Genomic DNA, 21,306 nt, shown 5'->3' with positions numbered 1-21,306 from the left:
AGCCCGGGATTAGCTGGAATACCAGAATATTATATGATCATGCCATTTTAGTTACACTCATCATAATATTCAGATTCCATGCTAAATTCACTCCGGACTGCTTCTTAAATTGAGTGTACTTTCTGATAACGATTTCAGGTCAAGTGTTTTTGTGAAATTAAATATAATAGATCTGAACCACTCTGTAAAAAGTGGGAATTACTTTAAAGCATTGTATTTTTGAATTTATCAATGTAATTCTTCGCTTTTTCGAAGCTTAATCCACTATAATCCTGTACATATTTAACTGCTTTATGTTCATTTTCAGGTTTTTGGAGCATGTCTTCTAAATGTTGTACAACTTCAGGGTCTTCTAATTTTTGATAGGGGGATGTAGAATTTTCTATATATCTTTTTAATTCGAAGAAGCCCATTCCAGTTTCTTGTTTTACATATTTCATTACTCGCATATATTTTATAGGCGATACATTATTTTCTTTGTTTTCAAGCATTTCCGAAGCTTCTAAAATAACTTCAAAAGGATCCCTGCGTGATTGTGATGGATCAAATTTATTTCTTTTGCGTAAAAATATTAAATATACAATTCCGGCAAGTATAATAACAACTAAAAGGATTTGTATAAACAGCATATTTCACTCTCCCTGGAAATGGTCTTATTTTATTATAACATAAAGGGAATTAGCTTCTAATAATATATAAGCCTATCAAGTTATTAAGGATGGAAGGTAAGATAAAAGAGCGGCATTAATGCAGTATTTAACGTCGCGAAATGAAAAAAGATATACCTGAAGATACGAGGAAAAGATGAAAACTATCAGGCTGAAATGCTTAACAGAAAATGAAAGAATTAGAAAGAGCTGCGATTACCAGTTCTTTTTGTTTTTATAAATTCTTTTCTGGATTTAAATAACTTTGCAAATGAATAAGTATTTGTTATAATAGAACAAATGTTCTTTTGGGCGGATTTCAGAAAATAAGTCAGGCTAAAGCAGCTACTTGTTTTAAACCCAAAATAAAATATTTAAATCCTAACATGCAAATCATTCAAAAGAGAGGTGAGCCCAATGAAGCAGGAATCACTTTTTGCAGAGGATAATAAAAGAAATTCTCCACTTGCCAGCCGTGTGCGGCCAAAAACACTGGATGAATTTTCCGGTCAGCAGCACTTATTAGCCCGTGGGAAGGTTTTGCGAGAGATTATCGAAAATGATCAGGTTACGTCTATTATTTTTTGGGGACCGCCCGGGGTCGGGAAAACAACATTGGCTGAAATTATTGCCAATAAGACAGAATCAAAATTTATTAACCTGTCTGCTGTAAACAGCAGTATCAAGGATATTAAAATAATTATGAAGGAAGCTGAAGCAAGGCTTGATTTAGGTGAAAAAACTATTATTTTTATTGATGAAATACACCGGTTTAACAAAGCGCAGCAGGATGCCTTCCTCCCTTATGTAGAAAATGGCAGCATTATTTTAATTGGAGCAACAACAGAGAACCCATCCTTTGAAGTAAATGCCGCATTGTTATCGAGAAGCAAGGTATTTGTTTTAAACCAGCTGGAACTATCTGATATTGTAAACCTGCTAAAGAATGCGATAAATCATCCTTATGGGTTTGGTGATAAGAATATTCAAATAACAGATCAAAGCCTGGGAGCCATCGCGAAATTTGCCAACGGGGATGCAAGAAGTGCCCTGAATACGCTGGAAATGGCTGTTTTAAATAGTGATACAAGCTCTGAAGGTTTCTATATTAATGAGTCTAATCTGGAACAGCTGATTACCCGAACTTCCTTCCTATATGATAAAAGTGGGGAGGAGCATTATAACATCATTTCTGCCCTGCATAAATCGATGCGGAACAGTGATGTGGATGCGGCTGTTTATTGGCTCTCCAGGATGATGGAATCTGGAGAAGATCCGATATATATTGCAAGAAGGTTAGTCCGTTTTGCAAGTGAGGATATCGGTCTGGCAGATACACGTGCCTTAACAATTACAACTGATGTATTCCAGGCCTGCAGGTATATCGGGATGCCGGAATGTGATGTTCATTTGACAGAGGCTGTCATTTATCTATCTCTTGCTCCAAAATCAAATGCTGTATATAAAGCACGGCAAAAAGCAAAAAAAGATGTAAAGGAATCTATTAATGAGCCAGTACCATTGCAAATAAGAAATGCACCGACAAAATTAATGAAAGAGCTGGATTATGGAAAAGATTATCAATATTCACATGATGAACAGGATAAATTAACAACGATGAAAACAATGCCGCCTTCTTTGGAGGGACAGCAGTATTATTTTCCAACAAATCAAGGAAATGAGAAAAAATTTAAAGACAGGTTAAACTACATTAGAGAGTGGCATGAGAGGAACAATTAAGAATCTAATCGGTTGAAGCTTTTCCGGTAACAAAGCAGAACTGAAGCATGGCGTTTTAACGAAAACAATGCTATACTTTAAATTGCGATGAGCTGATTTGCGTAAGTCGGGAGACAACGTATTATATATGTAGATGTGAACTGCATGTTCTTCCGCCGCAAATTTCGTAAAGGCTGAGATATGAATATCTCGGCCAGTAAAAAATCCGAACTATCATTTGATATTCTTTTGTTAGAATACAGATAAGTTCGGATTTTTCTTTATATGTTGGTATTTCTTATAATTATTTGCTTTTTAACCTGCTGATTTCTCTGTGCGCTGACTTCTTCTAGTAATTCTCTGCTCTTTCAAAAGTCTTACTTTTATCAACTAGATTTAGTTTTTCAAGCAGATGACGAAGTGGCTGCTGGACAAGTAAATAGACACCTATTGAAATGAATACAACAGCTGTTCCATATAAAAATCCGGCAAGTACATCGGTTGGGAAGTGAACTCCTAAATAAATTCTTGTATACAATATAAAGCCAATCCACAAAAGCGCGATGAAGGCGACAATTACTTTTTTCCAAATTTGAACAGCAGTAAGTATAAGTACTAATCCAATGAACCCATAGAAAATAGTAGTTGCTGTGGCATGTCCGCTCGGGAAGCTTTCATTGGTTTTCTCGATAAGCTGTAAAAATGCGGGGCGGTCACGATCAAATATTTTCTTTAGAATTTTTCCTCCGATAGCTGCACAAAAAAGGATTGTTCCCCCAAACCACAATCCTTCAGCAAACCTGCGCTTAAAGAATAATACAATAGCAATAATAATTGTAAAAGCAATAACCAGCTTCATACTTCCGAGCTCTGTTACTTTTATAATAAAGGATGTTTTCCCTTCAGAGATAGAACCTTGGATCCGGTCAATCCATGCCAGATCAAAAGATCTGATCCAACTGCTGTCAAAATACACTCCCCAGGAAATAGCTCCAAATAAAATTAAAAATAGTATCCCTACTATAAAAAAAGGTACAGGAGATACTTTTTGTTTTCCCAATCTAATAACCTTCTTTCTGTAAATGTTTTTCCATCATTGTTGATTTAGAACTTTCATTGTACCTAATAATCGATATTTTTGCATGGATAGAGCTGAAAAAATTTTAGATAGAGGGAATTTTACATGTTTATAGTTTTAAATAGAAAGGAAAAGTGAAGTATAGCAAATATTAATTACTGCATAATAGATAGCAGGTTAAGGAGGAATATAGAAATGGAACAAGAACAATTGATATTACAAGAGCGGCCGAATGGATTGCCAGATAAGGATACATTTCAATTTAAAAAGGTTGAAGTCAATGAACCTGAAGAAGGGGAAATATTACTGAAAACATTATATGTTTCCGTCGATCCTTACATGCGGGGAAGAATGTCTGATGCACCTTCATATGCAGCGCCATTTGAGGTCGGAGCTCCTTTAGTGGGAGGGAATGTTAGTCAAGTAATGAAGTCAAACAGCGACCAGTTTACTTCAGGTGATTTAGTGACAGGAAATCTTGATTTTCAGGAATACAACGTTGTTAAGGCGGATAAGGTTCGCAAGGTCAGAACAAACGATTTAAGCCCAAGCAATGCACTTAGCGTGCTGGGAATGCCTGCACTGACTGCATATTTTGGAATGATGCATATTGGTGAACCTAAAAAAGGAGAAACGGTGGTTATCTCTGGAGCAGCAGGAGCAGTCGGGCAAGTAGCAGGGCAATTGGCTAAGAAAGTTGGTTCACGAGTTGTCGGGATTGTCGGGTCAAAGGAAAAGGCCAAGTATATTACAGAAACTCTGGGATACGATGCTGCAGTGGAATATAAAAAAGGAAATGTCAGCGAGCAGCTGAAAGAAACATGTCCGGATGGAATTGATGTCTATTATGAAAATGTTGGCGGAGAAATTTCAGATGCTGTTTGGCCTTTGTTAAATGTATTCGCCCGTGTACCTGTATGTGGCGCAATTTCTACATACAACTTAGAAGAGGGAGAGAAAGATATTGGTTTGCGTGTTCAACAATTTCTTATTAAATCGCGTGTGAAAATGCAGGGATTACTGATTGGAGATTTTGCTGAACACTATGATGAAGCATACCAAGCATTGGAAGAAGCAGTTTCCAATGGAGAATTGAAATTTGAAGAAACGATTCACAAAGGGTTTCATGCCATTCCAGATGCTTTCTTAGGATTGTTTTCTGGTGAGAATATTGGAAAACAGCTTGTGAAGGTCGCTGATAAAGAATAGGATTACAGGAAAAGGAAGCCGCTTCATTCATATGTATTGAATGAGCGGCTTTTTACACAATAGAAGAGTATAAGAGGGATTAGGCCTAATAGACATTGATGATAAAATACAATAACATTATCTTGACAGGATTTCTGCTTATTTGAAGAAGGGGATGGTTATGATGAAAGTTTTTAAAAATAAACGTTATTGGATACTTATGCCGCCGACGTTATTAATTGGCATTTCGCTGATTATCTTTATTCCGAATAATGATGGATTCCCTTATGCCTTTTCATCCCTCGTCCTGTTTTGGATCGTTTATTATACGCGGACCTATTATGCGGAAAAGAAGAATAATAGGCAAAATAAAGAAAGTCTATAAACATGGCTGCAGCTTCTTAGAAGCTGCAGCCATGTTTATTTTTGAGCAAAGCCTATTGAAAAATATAATCTAAGTAATCTCCGTGCCCCCGGACAAGTTCTGTTTCATTTTGAGAAAAAATCCAAAAATAGTGGAAGGTCAGCCCTGATTCTTCACCGCCCCCGGTTGGCTGATATTCCCATTCATCAGGGGCATCCAGTACAGTTATCTTATAAAAGAACCTGTGATGAATAGACCCATCATCACTTTTCCAAAAATCTTCTGTAATCAATCCTTCTACTTTAAACTTTTGCAATCCTGTTTCTTCTTTTACTTCCCTGATGATGGCATAATCTATCTCCTCTTTTGCCTCCACAGTTCCTTTAGGTATTTGTATCCCAGCTTCAGGGTTAGAATGCTGGAAAACAAGAACTTGTATTTTATCGTTCTTTACCCTTGTAATATATCCGTATACTTTTTTTATTGGATTCATAATTACACAACCTCTCTCAATAGCTAGTTTTTTTAAAAGTAGACTTAAAAAAACTAATAACAATTTTTTCTTCTTATACAATTATTTTAATGTAATAAAGTCAAATAAAAAGATACTGCACCAATGATTATAAATATTGTTATATATAAAAATTGACTATGACCTAACGTCATACTTTAGAATGTAATAATGAAGGAAGGAGAGAACGGATTTGAATAAAAAAATGTATACAGTAAAAAAATTCGCCGAATTGACAGGCGTCACAGAACGAACTCTTCATTATTATGATCGCAAGGGAGTGCTCACTCCAACCAGCTATACAGAAAATGGATATCGACTCTACAGTCATGAAGACATATTTAAAATGCAGAAAATCTTAACACTAAAATATTTAGGATATTCTTTAAAAGAGGTCATTGAATATCTTTCTAAGAATTCAACAGCTAGCGTACACGATACATTATATAAACAGAAAGAGTTACTTAAGAAGAAAAGGGACGAAATAAATCATATTATTGATACTTTTTCGAGAGTAGAACAATTAATTCAAGATAAAAAGATTGAAAGTGATCTGCTGCTGGCTATCATTCATTCCCTTCAATTTGAAAAAAGACAGAAAAACTGGCTATCCACCAAAGTTTCTAAATCAGTTGTTGATCAAGTATTTATGCAGCATATGACCAAAGAAGAAAGAATGAACACGGAAAATGATCTGTTGATCGCTATAAATAAATTACAAGGCCTTTATGAGAATGGAGTTCCCTCACATAATATAGAAGTTCAAAATTTAATGAAACAAATGGAAAAAATTTTAAACAAAATTTTGGAACCAAAGTATCAAGAAGAACTGGAAAAGCTGAAAACAGAAGAAAGTTCATTATATCATTTTTCGTATATATCAAAAGGGTTCCAAGATTAAACTGCTGAAGCCTCAAGAATATTAAGTAAAGAAAACAATAGAACAAATCATGGCAGCAAAGGAGAAAATGAATATGAGGGTTAATCGCCTGCAAATATCCATTTTACTTATGATTCTTTCTATTATAATGATAAGCAGCTTTATTATTTTCCGTTTAAGTAATATTAATAGCTTAACCGTAATATTATTAACGTTAGCTCTAATCATTTTATGCCCATTGAGTATTTATTTCTTTTTGATACTACCCGGGTCCATGCCAAAAATACTATTATATTTATCATTTATTTTATGTTTAGGGCTTTCTTATTTTATTATTCCATCTTCTCAAAAATATTTTTTTAACGAAATTTTAGTATGGCTTCTGCCTATTGTGCAGATTAGTGTCGCTATTATTATTGTGTACAATATAGTTAAAGGCATTATTCGTTATAAGGAAATTAATTCAAATGGAGGTTATACATTTCTTGAAACAGCAAGAAGGCTGCTTGAACCAAAATTAGGAAAGGGATTTTTCTTAGAAGCAGTCATTACGGAAATCAGTATTTTTTATTATGCAGTATTGGTATGGTTCAAAAAGATAAATATAAAAAGAAGTGAAGTTTTTACCTATCATAAAACATCACAGATTAAAACAATAGTAATCGTGTTTTCAATTATCATTGTTTTAGAAGGAGCGTTGTTCCATTTTGTTATTCAATGGTGGAGTAACATTGCTGCATGGATTTTTACAGTATTAAATATTTACGCTTTATTGTATATGGTTGGCCTTTATAACTCTGCAAGATTTTTACCCCATGTTATCAATCAAAACAGTCTAATTATACGTCTTGGCTATCAAAGCAGTGTTGAGTTGGAGATTAGAAATATAGAAAGTATAAAAAATGCAAAACAAGGGGGAATTGAAGATAAGATACCGAAAGATACCTATTATTCATTGTTAAATATGGATTCCCCGCAATATGAAATTATTTTAAAAGAGCCGGTTTTAATGAAAGGTACTTACGGAAGGAAGAAACAGGTTAAAACTGTTGTTTTTAGATCCGATGAGCCAATTAAAATGATTGATCGAATAAATAGGATAAGAGAGCAGAAATCAAAATAATTTTGTTAGTCTGTCATTTTTACAGTGCTGTAAATGGACTGGATTTATGCTTTCAGTATTATAACTTTACATAAAAGTGACAATGTGTCGCTTTTAAAATTGACAATAAAATCTTTATCATATAAGATTAATCAAGTTCATATGCGACAAAGTGTCATATTTAGATAGGAGGGGGATTGTGCCTAGACAAACATTTTTCAATTTACCAAAAGAAAAACAGGATAACTTACTTGCCGCTGCTAAAAAGGAATTTTCGAATAAGCCTTTAAATAAAGCATCTGTTTCAAATATTATTAAAAATGCAGATATACCGAGAGGAAGCTTTTATCAGTATTTTGATGGTAAAGAGGATGCTTTTTATTATTTATTAGAAAAACAGATGAAGTTGAATAGTGAGGAGTTTATCTCTATTCTGAAGAAAAATAACGGGAATCTGTTTGAAACATTTACGGAAACCTTCCAAAGAATGCTAAAAGAATTCCAGGTACAAAAAAATCGTGATTTTTTTAGAAATGTATTTTTAAATATGGATTATAAAATGGAAAATAAAATATTTAGTGATTTTAGGGAAACTGGAATCAGCAAACCTTTTTTAGAGGTTATAGCAGGTATCGATAAGGAAAAGCTGAACATTTCTAATGATGAGGAAGTTGTTCATGTGATGGAAATTATGATGGCAGTAACATTTCAAAATTTAATGAAGCAGTTTGCCAGACAGAGCACATTTGAAGATGCTTTGAATAAATACCTGTTTGAAATAAATTTACTTAAAAAGGGATTATATAGAGGGAGTGAATAAAGAGAAGTGAAAGAACATAATCCTGCATGGCATTTATAAATCGTTTATGCCAGTAAAGATGGAGCAGGATACAATAAGATATATTTAGACAATTAGTTTTTAAACATACTATACAAGAAGGTGTACTATTTGAAGAAGATTATTAATTTTTCGCTTAATAATAAGTTTGCCATATGGATTCTTACCATTATGGTAGTTGTTACGGGCTTATACGCAGGCTTAAACATGAAACAAGAAACAATGCCTGATATTACACTTCCGAATGTTTCTGTTATGACGACTTATCCGGGGGCTGCTCCAGATGAGATTGTTAATGAAGTAACAGAGCCGATTGAACAGCGGGTACAGAATTTAGAAGGAATAGAAAACGTTACTTCCTCTTCTATGGCAAATATGTCTTCTGTTCAATTAGAATTCGACTTTGACAAGGATATGGATAAGGCGATAGATGAAGTGAATGAAGCATTGTCTGATCTTTCTTTGCCTGAAGGAGCAGAAGATCCAGAAGTTTCCAGATTAAGTATCAATGCATTGCCGGTCATGGCTCTAAGCATTAGTGATAATGAGCACAGCTTAGAAGAATTAACAAACAGTGTGGAGCAGGACGTTGTACCGGCTTTAGAGGGTATTGATGGAGTTTCAGATGTCCAGGTTACCGGGCAGCAGATGAAACAGGTTAATATTACTTTTGATGAAGATGCATTAAATGAATACGGATTAGATCAGGATACAGTTGAACAAATTATCCAAGGCTCTGATGTTACTTTCCCACTTGGATTAACCACTTTTGATAAAGAAGTAAAAAATGTGGTAATTGATGGAGATATTACATCAGTCGATGATTTGAAAGAGCTGGAAATCCCTGCGGTACCATCTGGTGATACAGCAGGCGGCGGGCAGGAAATGGCTCCTCCTGAAGGGATGCCGGAGCAGGGTGAACAGGATCAAGCTATGATGGACCCTTCTCAAGGTGCGGAAGCAGATGGCGACATGCCTGATCAATCTGAAGCAGAGCAGCAGATTCCGATAGAAATGCCGACAGTACAGCTTGATGACCTTGCGGATATTGAACTTGTTGGTGAAGCGGAATCCATTTCCCGGACAAATGGGAAAGACTCCATTGGTATTCAAATTGTGAAAAGTGCGGATGCGAATACGGTAGATGTGGTAAACGGTGTTAAAGCTGAAGCAGAAAATTTTGAAGATGATTTAGGGCTTACAGTAACATCGACCTTTGACCAGGGAGAACCTATTGAAGAATCTGTCAACACAATGTTGAATAAGGCTTTATTTGGGATTATTTTTGCAGTCGTTATTATCCTGCTATTTTTGAGAAGTATAAAAACGACATTGATTTCTATTATTTCCATTCCGTTATCCTTATTGATGGCTTTATTCCTATTACAGCAAATGGATATTACTCTGAACATTTTAACGTTAGGTGCCTTAACGGTAGCTATTGGGCGGGTAATTGATGATTCCATTGTTGTTATGGAAAATATATACCGGAGAATGTCTCTGCCGGGTGAGAAATTACATGGAAAAGATTTAATACGTGAAGCAACCAGACAGATGTTTGTTCCAATTTTTTCATCTACTGTTGTAACCATAGCAGTATTTTTACCATTAGGTCTGGTAAGCGGTCAGGTTGGAGAACTGTTCCTGCCGTTTGCACTGGCAGTTGTTTTTGCGCTTGCTGCTTCCTTATTAGTAGCAGTGACAGTTGTTCCAATGCTTGCTCATTCTTTATATAAGAAGAAATTAAACAGCAAAACGTTTGAAGAAAAAAGTGTTCATGCTGAGAAGCCGAATAAATTAGCACTTTTTTATAAGCGTATATTAAATTGGGTATTGGACCATAAGCTGGTTACTTTTGGTGGTGCTGTTGTCGTACTTGCACTTAGTTTATTCCTGCTTCCGGTTATTGGCGTAAGCTTCCTGCCGGATGAAGAACAAAAAATGATTATGGCTACGTATAGCCCTGAACCAGGAGAAACACAAGAAGAAGCAGAAGAAGCTGCAAGTAATGCGGAAAGCTTCTTGAGCGACCGTGAGGGTGTTACTACTTATCAGTATTCTCTTGGCGGCGGTAATCCGATGACTAGTATGATGGGAATGGGCGGAGACAATTCTGCGCTATTCTTTATCGAGTATGATGATGATTTTGAGAATTTCAGTGAGGAGCCTGCCAAGGTAATTGATGCGCTGAATGAAGATACGGAAAATGGCGAATGGAAGAGCATGGATTTTGCCAGCATGGGCAGCGGCTTAGAACTGTATGTATATGGTGATAATTTGGAGGATATCCAAACCGCTACGGATCAAGTTTTACCAATTTTGGAAGACAACAGTGATTTGGAGAAAGCCGAATCCAGTATGTCAGAAGCATATGACCAGTATACACTTGTGGCTGATCAGGAAAAATTAAGTCAATATGGACTGACAGCAGCTCAAATTGGTATGAGTTTGAGCAATGCGGGAGAAGCGCCAGTTCTTACTACGGTAAAACATGATGGCGATGATGTTAATGTCTATGTTGAAACAGAAGAAAAAGAATATAATTCAATAGATGATTTAACAGATATTGAGATCCAGACGCCATTAGGAACTACGGTTACTGTAGGAGAAGTGGTGAAAGTAAAAGATGGAAAATCACCAGATACAATTGACCGAAGAGACGGAAAAATGTATGCATCTCTAACAGCAGATATAAAGACAAATAATGCTGGAGCGGTATCAAATGAGGTAGATGAACAGATTAGTGAATTGAATCTGCCAAGCGGTGTGAAAGTAGAATTTGGCGGAGTAACCCAGGAAATCAATGATTCCTTTACACAGCTGGGGCTTGCAATGCTTGCAGCAATTGCAATTGTCTACTTCGTACTTGTCGTTACCTTTGGCGGTGCATTAGCGCCATTTGCAATTTTGTTCTCACTGCCATTCACAGTAATAGGAAGCTTAGTTGCCTTATGGATTGCAAAAGAACCGTTAAGTGTTTCCGCGATGATTGGTGCATTGATGCTGATTGGTATTGTGGTAACCAATGCCGTAGTATTAATTGACCGAGTTATTCATCAGGAGAAGGAGGGGCTTTCTACCAGAGAAGCACTGCTGGAAGCTGGTTCTACAAGACTTCGTCCAATTCTGATGACAGCTCTTGCGACAGTCGGGGCACTTATTCCGCTGGCAATTGGAGCTGAAGGCGGCGGACTGATCTCTAAAGGACTTGGTGTTACGGTAATTGGCGGTTTAACAAGCTCTACACTATTGACGCTTGTAATTGTACCGATTGTTTATGAGGTACTTGCTAAATTTCGTAAAAAAGAATTAAGATAATAAAAATATGCAGGACAGTCTTTTCGAAAAGGCTGTCCTGCTTACTATTTTCCAGATTATTAACTATCTGTTAGCATTATCAACAAAATCCTTTGCTTCCTTTAATCCCCATCCAGTCTGCTCACGGACATATTTTGTTGCTTTAATTGGCCCGGATCCAGATTGAAGCATTTCTTTTACTTTTTGCTGAAGTTCAGTGTCCGAATCAGCTGTATTCATTTTAAAGTTCCCCTCAACCAGATCCTTCGCTTCCTTTAACCCAAGTCCGGTTTCTACACGTACAAATTTAATCAATTTAATTTTATCCTCACCCGATTCAAGTCTTTGCTGAACTTCAGGGAGAATTTCTTCTGGAGTTTTCAGCTCTTTTTCCTGTCCATCAACGTGTTTATTTCTGATTCGTAATGATAACAGGTAGATACCTCCCAAAATAATAACAGCAATTAGTATAACTTCCGTGGACATGTCAATTACCTCCAATGGTTTTGATTTGTCCATTTATAATAACATAGATAACCACAATCTATGGATTAAGAAAGAATGTTTCATAGAGCCGTTTTTATAAAGCATTTAAATAATAAAATAAGCAGCAACAGAAAGGAGAATAGATGTAATAGTAATTGCCAGCAGCGGTTTCAAAGCCTTAGACCGCAAGTCTTTTAGGCTGACATTCAAGCCCAATCCGACCATAGCTGCTGTCAGTATCCAAGTTGTTGCGACAGAAATACCTTCCATTACACTATCGGAGACAGGAATTATATTTCCAACCACATAACTTCCAATAAGGCTCATCAGAATAAAACCAATCAGGAACCATGGAAAATCAACTCTGCTTTGTGTCTGATCTCCTTTATTTTTGCTTCTCATAATATAAATTAGAATAAAACAGAGTGGCACAAGTAAAAATACGCGTCCTAATTTTGCGAGCAGTGCAACAGCTAATGCATCTTCTCCGGCAGGTTCAGCAGCGATAGCTACATGGGCAAGCTCATGCAGGCTTATTCCCGACCAAATTCCGTAATCCGATGGTGTCAAAGGCACTAATGGCTGTATTAAAGAATACCCGATTGCAAAAACAGTTCCCATCATTGCGATAATCCCGACACTGATTGCGGTATCTTCATCCTTTGTTTTTATAATTGGGGCAACAGCTGCAATTGCAGCAGCTCCGCAGACCCCTGTACCAACTCCAAGTAACAGAGTAATATTTTTATCTGCTTTGAATATTTTACCAAGCCAGATCATCACGCCTATTGCAAATAGGATAACAAAAGCATCACGTGCAAGAAGTCCCAGCCCATCATGAAATACGGTATTAATATTTAGCTTCAATCCATACAAAATGATAGCTAAGCGCAGCAGTTTTTTTGAAGAAAAAGTAATCCCAGAGCGCAATGCTTCCGGGTAACCGAAAAATTGTCTGTAAATAACAGCAATGATAATAGCACAGGCGAGCTGCCCAACCTGGTCAAAGCCGGGAATTTTTGCTAACAGGAATCCAAGCATGGCAATAAAAAAAGTAAATCCAATGCCGCCAACCCATTTTCCTGAAGAATTTAATTTGAATCGTTTTTTTCGTTGTGATGCTTGTGCAGTCATAAAAGCACCTCCTTTTCATAGCATAGCTAACATTAATGTATAAGAAAAATAATTTATTATAATAAATAAGATAAGTAAATTGTTATAATAGAAAAAACAGATAAAAGTAGGTGAACGAATGGACAATCATTTGCGAATATTTATCACAGTTGCAGAAAAGCAGAGTTTTTCTAAAGCTGCAGAGGAGCATTATATGACTCAGCCGGCAGTCAGCCAATATATTCGTGCACTGGAGGATAGTGTAGGTATGCGCTTATTGGAACGCAGTAATAAATACGTCCGTTTAAATAAAGCAGGAGAGATTGTTTATCATTATGCAAAGGAAATATTAGGCTTATATACAACGATGCAAAACTTAGTAGATGACTTGGTGAACAGAGCTAATGGACCGCTGGCAATTGGAGCAAGCTACACTTTTGGAGAATATGTTCTTCCAAGAATAATTGCGGACATGCTGGGAAGATATCCGAATATTGAACCAGCTGTAACGATTGGAAATACAGCTAAAATTGCAGATCTAGTTGCCACGCATCAGTTGGATATAGGGATAGTAGAAGGACATTTTAACAGGAAAGAAATTATTTCTGAGGAATTTGCGGAAGATGAAATGGTCATCGTTGCTTCTTCCGAAAACAAGCTGCTGGATAAAGAAGAAATAGAGCTAAGTGATTTAGTAAAAGAAACATGGGTTGTACGCGAACGCGGTTCAGGTACGAGAGAAGCAACAGAAAAATTCTTTCAAAAGTTTGATATAGCACCTTTTCGATTGATGCATTTTAGCAGCACCCAATCTATTAAAGAATCCGTTGCGGCTGGACTAGGTATTACCTTGCTTTCAAAGTGGGCTGTTCAAAAGGAAGTAAAATATGGCGATTTGAAGATTATTCCTATTAAAGGACTTCCTTTTATACGAGAGTTTTCTATCATTACGAAATCACCGTTCAAAACGAACACATTGGAGATTTTTATGAAGCTGCTGCGTGATAGCAGTCAGCTGTGGACATTTTAACATTTTACGGGAGGAATACTAGCAAACGGTATTCCTTCCATTTTTATTGAAATCATCACCTAATCAAGTACTCTGTGAAAACGTAATGAAACTAAACCATTCTTTATATTATATGTTTACCTGCCTTAATATAATTATTTTAGTGTATACGATTAAGAATTTATTAATTTAAAGAACTGAGTGGTTGACAAAGAACCGAGTAGTCAATTATAATATGGCAGTGACTTAATAGTTCTCGTTTGACTTAGCGGTCATATGGAAGGGAAAAGCATTACTGGTAAACTCATTCAGCTGCTTCTCGAAAATCAGAAAGTGGAAACCTGAAGAGGATGGGTTTTAAAGAGGGGACAAATGATGGATAAAAAAGAAGAAATTATGCAAGCAGCAATTCACCTTTTTTCTAAAAAAGGGTATTCCGCCACTTCGGTTCAGGAAATCGCTAATGAATGCAGAATTTCCAAAGGAACATTATATAATTTTTTTGATTCCAAGGAAGAGCTCTTGATTCAAGTTATCCGCCATAATCAAAGAAAAATGCTGAGGCAGGCTGAAAATATTAGTCTGGATTCAACTCTGCCGCCGAAAGAAAAATTGATTCAAAAGCTTGTGGTACAATTTGACGGTATTCGTGAAAATAAAGATTATATGAGCATGCTGCTCACGGCATTACCGCCTCATGATAATCCGAAAATTTCTTTGCTCATGAAAAGAATCAGAATCAGCATGATGAATTGGTATAAGGATTGCTTTATTGAGGCTTATGGAAGTAAAGTGAAGCCGTATATCTGGGATCTTACGCTAATGCTTCAGGGAACATTGAAGGAATATATATCACTGATTTTCCGGGATCATAAGGAGCTTGATTTTGAAGATGTAGCCCGTTTTGTCATAGAACGATTGGATACGATGATTCATCATACATCAGACGCAGAGCCAGTTTTGACACCTTGGAAAATGGAAGAGTACGAGGCTTATAAAGCAGATTTGGATTCGAAGTCTCCAGAAGAACAAATAAATCAGCTTCTGGAAGAACTAGAGAAAAAAGTGAAAAAGTTAGCACTGCATGACGAGGAGAAAGAAGAGTATATTTCAGCGATGCAATCATTGCAAAAAGAGATTTATGAGAAGAAACCTAAAATGTTTTTGATTAAATCCTTGCTATTGTTTTTAGCTCAGGAAGAGGAGTGTCAACCACTGGTCCATCGGGTAGAGATATTTTTAAATACTCTACAGGCAACGTAAAAGCTCTTAGAAGCGAGATAGGTATGACTGGCAGATTGGAATGTGATTTTTAACATTCTTTTTTTCTTGAGTGATTAACATAAATCTAAATAAAAGTTGAAATCAGAATCAACGATAAAATTACTATAGAAATAAGTATATAGAAGAAATAGGAGATGAAAGGAATTATGGCTGAATCAACAATGAATAATATAAAAAAGGGGCCCATTCTGGCTGTTATCATTCTGGGAGCATTTGTATCGCTCTTGAATCAGACATTGATGAATGTGGCTTTGCCTTCGATAATGGAGGATTTAGATATTGTAGAGAGTACAGCACAATGGATTACTACCGGATTTATGCTGGTTAATGGTGTACTTATTCCGGTTACTGCATTTTTAATGGAGAAATTTTCAACAAGGCAGCTGTTTTTAACGGCGATAAGTCTATTTGCTGCTGGTACATTAATTTGTGGTATTGCACCAGATTTTACTATATTAATGGCTGGACGGGTAATTCAAGCAGTTGGAGCGGGAATTATAATGCCGCTGTTAACAACTGTTGTATTAGCGTTATTCCCAGTTGAAAAACGCGGAGGAGCAATGGGAGTTATCGGTATTGCTATTATCTTCGCACCTGCTGTCGGTCCAACATTATCAGGGTTTGTCGTAGAGCATTACTCTTGGAGATTATTATTTTACATTATTTTCCCAATTGCTGTTTTAACGATTATTCTTGGAGCAATTTTCTTGAAGAACGTTACAAAACAGACCTTCCCGAAAATTGATGTGATAGCAATTATTCTATCAACGCTCGGATTTGGCGGCATTTTGTATGGATTTAGTACTGCCGGAACAAATGGATGGACAGATGCAACGGTAATTACAGGATTAGTAGTCGGATTTGTAAGTTTAACTCTGTTTGTAATACGCGAGCTTAAAGCAGAGGTCCCAATGCTTGATTTTCGGGTTTTCAAGGATGGTATTTTTTCACTGACAACGGTAATTAATATCGCAATTACAGTAGCTATGTTTGCTCCAATGCTGTTAATTCCGTTATATTTACAAAATGTGTTAGGTGTCAGTCCAATGAATTCAGGTCTGATGCTGATGCCGGGAGCGATTGTCATGGGGATTATGTCGCCGATTACCGGTAGAGTATTTGATAGAATTGGTGCACGTCCGCTTGCGATTACAGGGTTAACAATAACAGTTATTACAACCTATTTATTTACGCAGCTGACAGACACAACAAGTTATGCATACCTCATTTCTATTTATACAATTCGTATGTTTGGAATGTCTATGATTATGATGCCTATTATGACAGCCGGATTGAATCAGCTTCCACAAAGACTTCATCCGCATGGTACAGCAATGGTGAACACTGTCCGTTCGGTTGCGGGTGCAATAGGTACTGCATTTCTGGTTACTGTAATGACTAATCAGGCAAAAAATAGTATCGAAGGTATTATTGCGGAAAATCATTTTGATCCTGCAAATCAGCAAGACATGGTGCATGCTGCGCATCTTGCACAGGTTACAGGAATCAATGATGCCTTTATGGTATCCACAGTATTCGCCGTTATCGGGTTGATTCTTGCATTCTTTATTAAACGGGGCAGAACAACTCAAGCGGAAAAAACAGAGTTACAACAAGAAAATCTCACACCAGAAAAGGCATAAAATAAAAAAGCGGGATACTGTTCAAAAAATGAACGGCATCCTGCTTTTTTCGTTAAGAAGCATTTTTTCTTTTACTTTTGCATATTTTCAATTTGTGAAACAATGGAAGTAATTAGTTCGTTCACTGACTGTGATTTGCAAGATCGCGGGTTTTGACCACACCACAATGACATCCATTCCGTACGGTTTTGCTTTCCAGCTTCACTTCGAATCTGCTTGGTTAAGGTGTTTTGAATTGGATATGGCGGTAAATGCTTTTCATGTTTTTTCATCTTTTTGATGAAATCATTCCGAATACCCCGCGCAGGTTTACCGCTAAAGGCCGAGGTTATGGCCAGTTGATCCTCTTCAATGTTCAGGACAGCCTGCTTATGCTGCGTATTTGCGCCACTTTCGAAGCAGGAAAGAAATGCAGTTCCCATTTGAGCTCCTTGGGCTCCTAGGATGAAGGATGCCAGTACACCTCTTCCGTCAGAGATTCCGCCTGCTGCAATCAGTGGAATATTTACCTGATCTGCGGCTTGCGGAATAAGTGCCATTGTCCCAATCATTGCATCTTCAAAAGAACTTAAAAATGTTCCACGGTGTCCGCCGGCTTCGCTTCCTTGCATAACAACCATATCCATTCCACTGTATTCATTAGCTTTTGCTTCTGTAACAGTTGTTGCTGTTCCCATTACTATAATATGATTTTCTTTCAGCTGCTGAAGAACAGCTTTGGAAGGAATCCCGAATGTAAAGCTGCATACAGGGACCCGCTCTTCAATAATAATTTGGATTTGCTGTTCGAAAATAGCAGTCTGCACTTCTTTTACTTCAGGAGCTTCAGAGATATGTAATTCTTCGCGAAATGGAAGGAGCCATTCATTAGCCTGTGCTATTTCAGTATCGTTTACTTCTGGCGTTTCCGGCGTAAATAAATTGACTGCAAAGGGATTATCAGTCAGCTGTTTTATCTTTTGGATACTTTCCCGTGTCTGTTCCGGCTTCAAATAGCCTGCGCCAAGTGTACCAAGTCCGCCCGCATTAGACACTGCAGCAACGAGCTCTGGTGTTGTTATACCTCCGGCCATACCTGCCTGGATAATCGGATAGCGAATGCCAATTTTTTCGGTTAATATATTTTGATTCCACATCATGATTCCTCCTTTTTTATGAGACGAAAAAGTTGTGAATAGTTCTATATATATTATGACAGCTTGTGCTTAACAAAGGAACGTATATCTTTTGTATCCATTTCATTATGAAAAAAATGGATAAGACAAAATCTAATCCATTTTTTAGAAACTATATGTATTTTTACTTTTTCCTGCAAATAAAGTTACAAAAATACTTGCAATACTTGTAAGTGTTCCCGCAATTGCTGCAATCGTAACAGCGATTCCAGCTGATGCAAAAATGGCTGCTGGGATGAGCCCTATAAAAGCAATCGCAATGAATATCTGGTAGACGGCAGAAATCGTTCTAACAATAGAATTATGAAAGAATGATAAAAGTAATGGCGGAAGAAATAGCACAACGACCATTCCTATCGCAATTAATAAGCCTGCAGGGTCAGCATATGAAATAGTATTGGGGGCGGTCTGGGATCGGGCTGCAAATAAAATAGCTGCAATAGCAATCAGTAAAGTTACAATAATTATCAGAAATCTTTTAGACATCATAAAACCCCTTTCTCTGTTTTACTATAACATATTTTATTATAAATTCTATTTTCAAAATCAGCTAATTATTAGTTAAATAATGGAAAAAAGTATGTGAGGATTCAAAAAAGTTTTAATCTGCAGTATCGTACAGCTTTCTTTTTAACCGGACATTTTTAGAAGCATTCCATCCTAAAGAATAAAAATTATAACAGAATGGAAAAGTATCTATATAATAAATGTTTCCTAATATAGGAGGAGATAAGAAAATGGACAAAGATATTTCTTACGGAGATGATTACAAATATATCCCGGCAACCTCAGTGAATAGTGGCGCAGGATTAGAAATATTGCCAAATATATATTGTTACACGGTTCAGATTGTTAATATCTGCTTTGTAGGAAATCCGGACACACAGGATTTTGTATTGGTAGATTCTGGAATGCCTGGATCAGCAGATGAAATTATAGCTGTAACTGAGGAGCGTTTTGGTAAAGGCAATTTTCCAAAAGCAATTATTTTAACACATGGTCATTTTGACCACGTGGGAGCAGTTGTTGATTTAGTAAAGTATTGGAAGATACCTGTTTATGCTCATAGATTAGAGCTTCCTTTCCTGACAGGAAAAGAGAGCTATCCAGAACCTGACTCAGGCGTAGAAGGAGGATTAATTGCAAAGGCTTCTGCCATATTTCCTAACGATCCAATTAACTTGGGAAGCAGCATATTGGAGATTCCGTCTGACGGAAGTATACCGGGGATGCCTGATTGGAGATGGATACATACACCAGGCCATTCTCCAGGCCATATTTCCTTATACAGAGATGCAGATCGTTTCCTGATTGCTGGAGATGCATTTGTTACGGTAAAACAGGATTCCTTATATAAAGTGATGATACAGGATAGAGAAGTACATGGACCACCAAGATATTTTACAACAGATTGGGAAGCAGCAAAGAAATCTGTTCAAACACTGGAAGCTTTAAAACCTGCAATTGCAGTAACCGGCCATGGAGAACCGGTGCATGAGGAAGAACTGTCTGCAGGACTGGCGAAATTAGTGGATACTTTTGATCAGACTGCTGTGCCGGATTATGGACGATATGTGAACCGTAAAGAACATTAGTATATAATTGCTTTTTCAGGAAAGAAGAATAAAATCTTTTTTGGAAAAGCAATTTCTTTTGAAGAAAATTAATTTAGGACAGATTGGTGAACAATGAAATATTCCAAATAAAGCCGGCGGTAGAAAACAAATTAAAAATCGTCAGAATAAGTGAGAGAACAGCAATTGTCTTTTTTCTTCTTTATTTCTCCAGGTAATGAAGAGAAAAATAATAGCGATAATATTCATCCCAATCAGGGCATATAATCATGAACAGTAAATTTTCAGAGCTCAATGAAGACCCAACGGACTCAGGTACGATATGAGAAAAATACCGGCAATACACTCGTTATGAAACAGCAGTAGCTTCTCCATGAATATTTTATGTCCTTCCCCATATTATGCTGCCTTCTTAATTGATAAATAAACTTCCTTGCTTTGAAGACCTTTTCTTTATACTACAGTTTATTTCTTTGTTGGACAACTGAAACAAGAAGTCTTAAACTAAGTATATTTCCTATTTAAAAGAATATAGTATAAATTATTCGGGGCTAGGTTCTGCTTTTTCATGAATTGCAAAGAATATAAAAAGCTATTATTCTATCCATTCCATAACCTAGGAAAGGGGTGATAAAGGGTGCAACATGAAATCAATCAAAATAAAATTTTAACTATATTAACTGTTTTCTCCACTTTTCTAATGGGATTTATTGACGCATATACATTTCTAACCCAGGATGGATTGTTTGCCAGTGCACAAACAGGAAATATGGTTGTTTTGGCTGCCAAGCTGTTTGAAGGAAATTTTCCAGACGCCTTAGTCCATATCTCCTCATTTATTGGCTTTGCTCTTGGGGCATTTATAGCTCAAGGAATTATAGAGCGCTTTAAAGCATATGGCTGGAGGAAGTATCGTATCTATCTTTTTCTTCAGATGGTATTCCTGTTTATACTCGCCGTCATACAGCAAAACATCGGGCCATCTGTTATCGGCTTTCTATTAGGCTTACTGGCAGGATATGAACTGACAGTATTTCGTAAAATCAAATCAACCAGTATAAATAACGGGATTATGACTGGTAACACAAAGAACCTTATGAATAATCTTTATTTAGCAGTATTTCATAAAAATAAAGAAGCCTTACATACTTTTTTTACTCTATTAATTGGAATCACTGTATTTATGCTGGGAGTTGGAACAGGTACAGTTGTTTTACTTTTTGGTGATTATATAAATTTGTGGCTGGCTTTTGCTATTACAGGCTGTTTTTACCTTTGGCTGCTGTTTAAACGAGATTAAATGATAGGGGAAATGATAATTTTTCGAAGAAGGAAAGAGCAGAACGAAGAAGATCCTGGTTTCATTTCCTAATATGAAGGAATGAAATCAGGATCTTG

19 protein-coding genes and 1 pseudogene are annotated in these 21,306 nt (G+C 36.6%); 12 read left to right on the top strand and 8 right to left on the bottom strand.

Annotated elements, in window-relative coordinates; all coding sequences use genetic code 11:
* Positions 1 to 203: 203 nt before the first annotated feature.
* Complete coding sequence (locus OSO01_RS08000) at positions 204 to 629, bottom strand: hypothetical protein (RefSeq protein ID WP_147209901.1); 426 nt, start codon at positions 627 to 629, stop codon at positions 204 to 206.
* A gap of 435 nt (positions 630 to 1,064) precedes the next feature.
* Here OSO01_RS08000 and OSO01_RS07995 point away from each other — a divergent pair, with 435 nt between their 5' ends.
* Positions 1,065 to 2,387 carry a replication-associated recombination protein A gene (locus tag OSO01_RS07995; RefSeq protein ID WP_147209900.1) on the top strand — a complete coding sequence of 441 codons (1,323 nt, stop codon included), beginning with the start codon at positions 1,065 to 1,067 and terminating at the stop codon, positions 2,385 to 2,387.
* Positions 2,388 to 2,715: 328 nt separating this feature from the next.
* Here the strand turns inward: OSO01_RS07995 and OSO01_RS07990 are convergent, their stop codons facing one another.
* Positions 2,716 to 3,426: a phosphatase PAP2 family protein gene (locus OSO01_RS07990; protein WP_147209899.1), complete on the bottom strand. Its 711-nt coding sequence runs from the start codon at positions 3,424 to 3,426 to the stop codon at positions 2,716 to 2,718.
* A gap of 213 nt (positions 3,427 to 3,639) precedes the next feature.
* Here OSO01_RS07990 and OSO01_RS07985 point away from each other — a divergent pair, with 213 nt between their 5' ends.
* Together OSO01_RS07985 and OSO01_RS07980 are read left to right on the top strand one after the other, a co-directional pair.
* Positions 3,640 to 4,653 carry an NADP-dependent oxidoreductase gene (locus OSO01_RS07985; RefSeq protein WP_147209898.1) on the top strand — a complete coding sequence of 338 codons (1,014 nt, stop codon included), beginning with the start codon at positions 3,640 to 3,642 and terminating at the stop codon, positions 4,651 to 4,653.
* A 160-nt stretch (positions 4,654 to 4,813) separates the two neighbouring features.
* On the top strand, positions 4,814 to 5,017 hold the full coding sequence (locus OSO01_RS07980; protein WP_147209897.1) for a hypothetical protein: 204 nt from the start codon (positions 4,814 to 4,816) through the stop codon (positions 5,015 to 5,017).
* Between the two features lie 52 nt (positions 5,018 to 5,069).
* On the opposite strand, the gene OSO01_RS07975 is transcribed toward OSO01_RS07980, so the two are convergent.
* The gene (locus OSO01_RS07975) at positions 5,070 to 5,489 is read right to left on the bottom strand and encodes an NUDIX hydrolase (protein WP_147209896.1); all 420 of its coding nucleotides are present in this window, start codon (positions 5,487 to 5,489) and stop codon (positions 5,070 to 5,072) included.
* A gap of 211 nt (positions 5,490 to 5,700) precedes the next feature.
* Between OSO01_RS07975 and OSO01_RS07970 the strand changes: the two genes are divergently transcribed.
* The 4 genes from OSO01_RS07970 to OSO01_RS07955 all read left to right on the top strand — a co-directional run bounded on the left by OSO01_RS07970 (position 5,701) and on the right by OSO01_RS07955 (position 11,645).
* Positions 5,701 to 6,408: a MerR family transcriptional regulator gene (locus OSO01_RS07970; RefSeq protein WP_147209895.1), complete on the top strand. Its 708-nt coding sequence runs from the start codon at positions 5,701 to 5,703 to the stop codon at positions 6,406 to 6,408.
* A 73-nt stretch (positions 6,409 to 6,481) separates the two neighbouring features.
* Positions 6,482 to 7,510, top strand: a complete 1,029-nt coding sequence (locus OSO01_RS07965) for a hypothetical protein (RefSeq protein ID WP_147209894.1) — start codon at positions 6,482 to 6,484, stop codon at positions 7,508 to 7,510.
* Positions 7,511 to 7,688: 178 nt separating this feature from the next.
* Positions 7,689 to 8,309 carry a TetR/AcrR family transcriptional regulator gene (locus tag OSO01_RS07960; RefSeq protein WP_147209893.1) on the top strand — a complete coding sequence of 207 codons (621 nt, stop codon included), beginning with the start codon at positions 7,689 to 7,691 and terminating at the stop codon, positions 8,307 to 8,309.
* Positions 8,310 to 8,438: 129 nt separating this feature from the next.
* Positions 8,439 to 11,645, top strand: coding sequence for an efflux RND transporter permease subunit (locus OSO01_RS07955; protein WP_147209892.1), 3,207 nt, complete (start codon positions 8,439 to 8,441; stop codon positions 11,643 to 11,645).
* 63 nt (positions 11,646 to 11,708) lie between these two features.
* On the opposite strand, the gene OSO01_RS24165 is transcribed toward OSO01_RS07955, so the two are convergent.
* The 3 genes and pseudogenes from OSO01_RS24165 to OSO01_RS07945 form a co-directional block, all read right to left on the bottom strand.
* Positions 11,709 to 11,864, bottom strand: coding sequence for a ribosomal protein L7/L12 (locus tag OSO01_RS24165; protein WP_443093864.1), 156 nt, complete (start codon positions 11,862 to 11,864; stop codon positions 11,709 to 11,711).
* A 5-nt stretch (positions 11,865 to 11,869) separates the two neighbouring features.
* Positions 11,870 to 11,963 (bottom strand): annotated as a pseudogene (locus tag OSO01_RS24160) (ribosomal protein L7/L12); the annotation flags it as partial.
* Positions 11,964 to 12,215: 252 nt separating this feature from the next.
* On the bottom strand, positions 12,216 to 13,244 hold the full coding sequence (locus OSO01_RS07945) for a YeiH family protein (protein ID WP_147209890.1): 1,029 nt from the start codon (positions 13,242 to 13,244) through the stop codon (positions 12,216 to 12,218).
* Between the two features lie 118 nt (positions 13,245 to 13,362).
* Between OSO01_RS07945 and OSO01_RS07940 the strand changes: the two genes are divergently transcribed.
* From OSO01_RS07940 to OSO01_RS07930, 3 genes are all read left to right on the top strand, one after another.
* Positions 13,363 to 14,253 carry a LysR family transcriptional regulator gene (locus OSO01_RS07940; RefSeq protein WP_147209889.1) on the top strand — a complete coding sequence of 297 codons (891 nt, stop codon included), beginning with the start codon at positions 13,363 to 13,365 and terminating at the stop codon, positions 14,251 to 14,253.
* Between the two features lie 351 nt (positions 14,254 to 14,604).
* Positions 14,605 to 15,495: a TetR/AcrR family transcriptional regulator gene (locus OSO01_RS07935; RefSeq protein ID WP_147209888.1), complete on the top strand. Its 891-nt coding sequence runs from the start codon at positions 14,605 to 14,607 to the stop codon at positions 15,493 to 15,495.
* A 167-nt stretch (positions 15,496 to 15,662) separates the two neighbouring features.
* Complete coding sequence (locus OSO01_RS07930) at positions 15,663 to 17,159, top strand: DHA2 family efflux MFS transporter permease subunit (protein ID WP_147209887.1); 1,497 nt, start codon at positions 15,663 to 15,665, stop codon at positions 17,157 to 17,159.
* A gap of 71 nt (positions 17,160 to 17,230) precedes the next feature.
* On the opposite strand, the gene OSO01_RS07925 is transcribed toward OSO01_RS07930, so the two are convergent.
* Entirely contained in the window at positions 17,231 to 18,295 is a 1,065-nt protein-coding gene (locus tag OSO01_RS07925; RefSeq protein ID WP_147209951.1) for an NAD(P)H-dependent flavin oxidoreductase, read from the bottom strand.
* A 144-nt stretch (positions 18,296 to 18,439) separates the two neighbouring features.
* Positions 18,440 to 18,820, bottom strand: a complete 381-nt coding sequence (locus OSO01_RS07920; RefSeq protein ID WP_147209886.1) for a YdeH family membrane protein — start codon at positions 18,818 to 18,820, stop codon at positions 18,440 to 18,442.
* A gap of 251 nt (positions 18,821 to 19,071) precedes the next feature.
* Here OSO01_RS07920 and OSO01_RS07915 point away from each other — a divergent pair, with 251 nt between their 5' ends.
* Together OSO01_RS07915 and OSO01_RS07910 are read left to right on the top strand one after the other, a co-directional pair.
* Positions 19,072 to 19,929, top strand: a complete 858-nt coding sequence (locus tag OSO01_RS07915) for an MBL fold metallo-hydrolase (protein WP_147209885.1) — start codon at positions 19,072 to 19,074, stop codon at positions 19,927 to 19,929.
* Between the two features lie 616 nt (positions 19,930 to 20,545).
* Positions 20,546 to 21,208: a YoaK family protein gene (locus tag OSO01_RS07910; protein ID WP_147209884.1), complete on the top strand. Its 663-nt coding sequence runs from the start codon at positions 20,546 to 20,548 to the stop codon at positions 21,206 to 21,208.
* Positions 21,209 to 21,306 lie beyond the last annotated feature (98 nt).

The organism is Oceanobacillus sojae (assembly GCF_007991515.1).
In the GTDB taxonomy this organism is placed as follows: domain Bacteria; phylum Bacillota; class Bacilli; order Bacillales; family Amphibacillaceae; genus Oceanobacillus; species Oceanobacillus sojae.
This window is presented reverse-complemented; position numbering and strand designations above follow the sequence as displayed.

What these genes read in the sequence shown, in the direction of transcription:
- OSO01_RS07940 (WP_147209889.1), top strand. Translation starts at nt 13,363, where the DNA reads ATGGACAATCATTTGCGAATATTTATCACAGTTGCAGAAAAGCAGAGT.
- OSO01_RS07995 (WP_147209900.1), top strand. Translation starts at nt 1,065, where the DNA reads ATGAAGCAGGAATCACTTTTTGCAGAGGATAATAAAAGAAATTCTCCA.
- OSO01_RS07975 (WP_147209896.1), bottom strand. Translation starts at nt 5,489, where the DNA reads ATGAATCCAATAAAAAAAGTATACGGATATATTACAAGGGTAAAGAAC.
- OSO01_RS07985 (WP_147209898.1), top strand. Translation starts at nt 3,640, where the DNA reads ATGGAACAAGAACAATTGATATTACAAGAGCGGCCGAATGGATTGCCA.
- OSO01_RS07980 (WP_147209897.1), top strand. Translation starts at nt 4,814, where the DNA reads ATGATGAAAGTTTTTAAAAATAAACGTTATTGGATACTTATGCCGCCG.
- OSO01_RS07945 (WP_147209890.1), bottom strand. Translation starts at nt 13,244, where the DNA reads ATGACTGCACAAGCATCACAACGAAAAAAACGATTCAAATTAAATTCT.
- OSO01_RS07935 (WP_147209888.1), top strand. Translation starts at nt 14,605, where the DNA reads ATGATGGATAAAAAAGAAGAAATTATGCAAGCAGCAATTCACCTTTTT.
- OSO01_RS07925 (WP_147209951.1), bottom strand. Translation starts at nt 18,295, where the DNA reads ATGTGGAATCAAAATATATTAACCGAAAAAATTGGCATTCGCTATCCG.
- OSO01_RS07930 (WP_147209887.1), top strand. Translation starts at nt 15,663, where the DNA reads ATGGCTGAATCAACAATGAATAATATAAAAAAGGGGCCCATTCTGGCT.
- OSO01_RS08000 (WP_147209901.1), bottom strand. Translation starts at nt 629, where the DNA reads ATGCTGTTTATACAAATCCTTTTAGTTGTTATTATACTTGCCGGAATT.
- OSO01_RS07965 (WP_147209894.1), top strand. Translation starts at nt 6,482, where the DNA reads ATGAGGGTTAATCGCCTGCAAATATCCATTTTACTTATGATTCTTTCT.
- OSO01_RS24165 (WP_443093864.1), bottom strand. Translation starts at nt 11,864, where the DNA reads ATGAATACAGCTGATTCGGACACTGAACTTCAGCAAAAAGTAAAAGAA.
- OSO01_RS07915 (WP_147209885.1), top strand. Translation starts at nt 19,072, where the DNA reads ATGGACAAAGATATTTCTTACGGAGATGATTACAAATATATCCCGGCA.
- OSO01_RS07920 (WP_147209886.1), bottom strand. Translation starts at nt 18,820, where the DNA reads ATGTCTAAAAGATTTCTGATAATTATTGTAACTTTACTGATTGCTATT.